At 69.1% G+C, this 2,191-nt stretch carries 3 protein-coding genes and 1 pseudogene; all 4 read right to left on the bottom strand.

Annotated elements, in window-relative coordinates; translation table 11 throughout:
• The coding region (locus Q0X16_RS00340) for a TrbC/VirB2 family protein (protein WP_297829369.1) at positions 1-229 on the bottom strand (229 nt) is incomplete at its 3' end.
• The gene (gene trbB / locus Q0X16_RS00335; RefSeq protein ID WP_288852701.1) at positions 226-1,290 is read right to left on the bottom strand and encodes a P-type conjugative transfer ATPase TrbB; all 1,065 of its coding nucleotides are present in this window, start codon (positions 1,288-1,290) and stop codon (positions 226-228) included. The genes trbB and Q0X16_RS00340, both read right to left, overlap by 4 nt.
• Positions 1,287-1,751: a CopG family transcriptional regulator gene (locus Q0X16_RS00330; protein ID WP_288852702.1), complete on the bottom strand. Its 465-nt coding sequence runs from the start codon at positions 1,749-1,751 to the stop codon at positions 1,287-1,289. The genes trbB and Q0X16_RS00330 overlap by 4 nt, the downstream gene beginning before the upstream one ends.
• Positions 1,748-2,191, bottom strand: a pseudogene (locus tag Q0X16_RS00325) (conjugal transfer protein TraG); the annotation flags it as partial. The pseudogene Q0X16_RS00325 and the gene Q0X16_RS00330, both read right to left, overlap by 4 nt.

Raw genomic sequence — 2,191 nt, 5'->3', positions numbered from 1 at the left:
TGACCGCGACGATGCGCGCCACCGGCCCCTGGATGGATTCGAGGATGGATTGCAGCGGGCCTTCCCACGGCATCGAGGAACCGGCGGCCTGCGCGGTGCCGGCCAGGAACAGCAGCAGCCCGGCCAGCAGCAGCCCTTGCCCTGCCGGGCGGGCCAGGCAGCGCAGACGCGCAAGGCGCAAAGCCGGATTTACGGAAAAACGGAAAGCAGGAACGATCATCTGCGTCATGGCAGTTCTCCAGGTTGGTCAGGGGACGAGGAAGTCGCCGCAGCGGGTGCGGCATCGGGGATCGGCGGCAGCTCGGGAAACGGCGTTTCCAGCGCGTCCGCCGCCCAATCCACCAGCCGGTAGCCCACGCCGTCGAAGCTGACGACGCGGGCGATGCTCTCGATACGGCGCTTGCGCCCACGCCCGGCGATGTGGATCACCACGTTGACCGCTTCGGCGATCAGTGCACGGGGCGGGTTCACCGCCACTTCGAGAATCAGTTGCTCCAGGCGCAGCAGCGCGCCCAGCGCGGAGCCGGCATGGATGGTGGCGATGCCGCCGGGGTGGCCGGTGCCCCACACCTTGATGAGATCCAACGCCTCGGCGCCGCGCACCTCACCCACGACCACGCGATCCGGCCGCAGGCGCATGGACGAACGCACCAGGTCGGTCATGGACACCACGCCTGCGCGGGTGCGCAGCGGCACGTGGTCGCGGGCCGCGCATTGCAGCTCCACCGTGTCTTCGAGCACCAGCACGCGGTCACCGGTCGCAGCGATCTCGGAGAGCAAGGCATTTGCCAAGGTCGTCTTGCCGCTGCTGGTGGCGCCCGCGATCAGGATGTTCAGGCGCTCGCGCACGGCGCGCACCAGAAAGCCCGCCTGGGCGGCGGTCATCATTCCGTCCGAGACGTACCGCGCCAGCGGGATCACGCCGATGGCGCGCTTGCGCAAGGCGAAGGCAGGCGCCGGCGCTGCGGGCGGCAGGATGCCCTCGAAGCGTTCGCCGGTTTCGGGCAGCTCGGCTGACAGCAGCGGCTGACCGCGATGCACCTCTGCGCCGACGTGGGCGGCCACGAGGCGGATGATTCGCTCGCCGTCCGCTTCAGACATCTCCACGCCCATCGGCGCACGGCCAGACGACAGCCGATCCACCCACAGGGTGCGATCGGGGTTGAGCATGATTTCCACCACATCCGGGTCTTCGAGCGCGGCGGCGATCAACGGCCCCATCGCCGTGCGCAGCATCTGGATGCGCCGGTCGAGCGACGTGGCGCTCGTAGATTGGAGAACGGCGCTCATGACGCACGCTCCTGCGCTTGCGCGGCTGTCGCCGCGTCCTCCATCCGCATCGGGTCAGGATGCAGTTCTTCCACCACGTCGCGCACCAGGCTGCGCCCGCGCAGCAGGTGGCGGCCCAACTGCTCCACGAACTGCTCGAAGCGTGCTTTTCCCTGGGCGCGGGCGGCCTCTTGGTGCGCCTCGGGGACTGGCGTGCTGACCGTAAGGTAGTAGCGAATGAACAGTGCCAGCGTCTCGATCTGGATGTTCTGGTCGCGCTCCAGGCGCTCGGCCTGGCGCGACAGGCGATCCAGCCGCTTGGCGATGCCCGCCTCGCGCTGGTCGGCGGCATCGGGCGACAGCCACGATGCGAGCGCCGCCGCGACGATGGATGACTTGGACACGCCTTTCTTGGTGGCCAGTTCATCGAGGCGCTTGGCGTGCTCGGGCTGGATAAAGAGGTTCAGGCGGTAGTGGCTCATAACTCGATTCCGTCGTTGGGGTCGAGGGAAGCCAGCCGGGCCGTGCGCTGCATGGCCGGATCAAGCTGGCGAGGAAGGGGAAGCGGCAGGTCGTCGTCGTCATCGAGCAGCCCGAGGTCGGCCGCGGGTGCGGCCAGCTCGGGGTCGTAGGCGACGGTTTCCGAGAGTTCGGGCTGACGGCGCGGGCCGCCGTCATCGGTCGAGGCACCGAAGCGTTCAGCGGTATCGGCCGCAGGCGCGGCGGGCACGGCAGGAATCGCCAGCCCGCTCCAGTCGTCGGGGCGCAGCGGCGGCGCATCCGCGTACCGCCCGTTCGCCAGCACGGGAGGCGGCAGCACGCGCCGCTTGAAATTGGCGTCCGCGTAATAGCGCAGCTTCTTGGCCTTGATCGGCGCCACGCTGGAGACCATCACCACCGCCTCGTCGGGCGGTAGCTGCAT

Origin of the sequence: Thermomonas sp. (assembly GCF_025993755.1) — a bacterium.
Taxonomy (GTDB): domain Bacteria; phylum Pseudomonadota; class Gammaproteobacteria; order Xanthomonadales; family Xanthomonadaceae; genus Thermomonas.
Note: the sequence above shows the minus strand (reverse complement) of the source record. Positions and strands in the feature narration are given on the sequence as shown.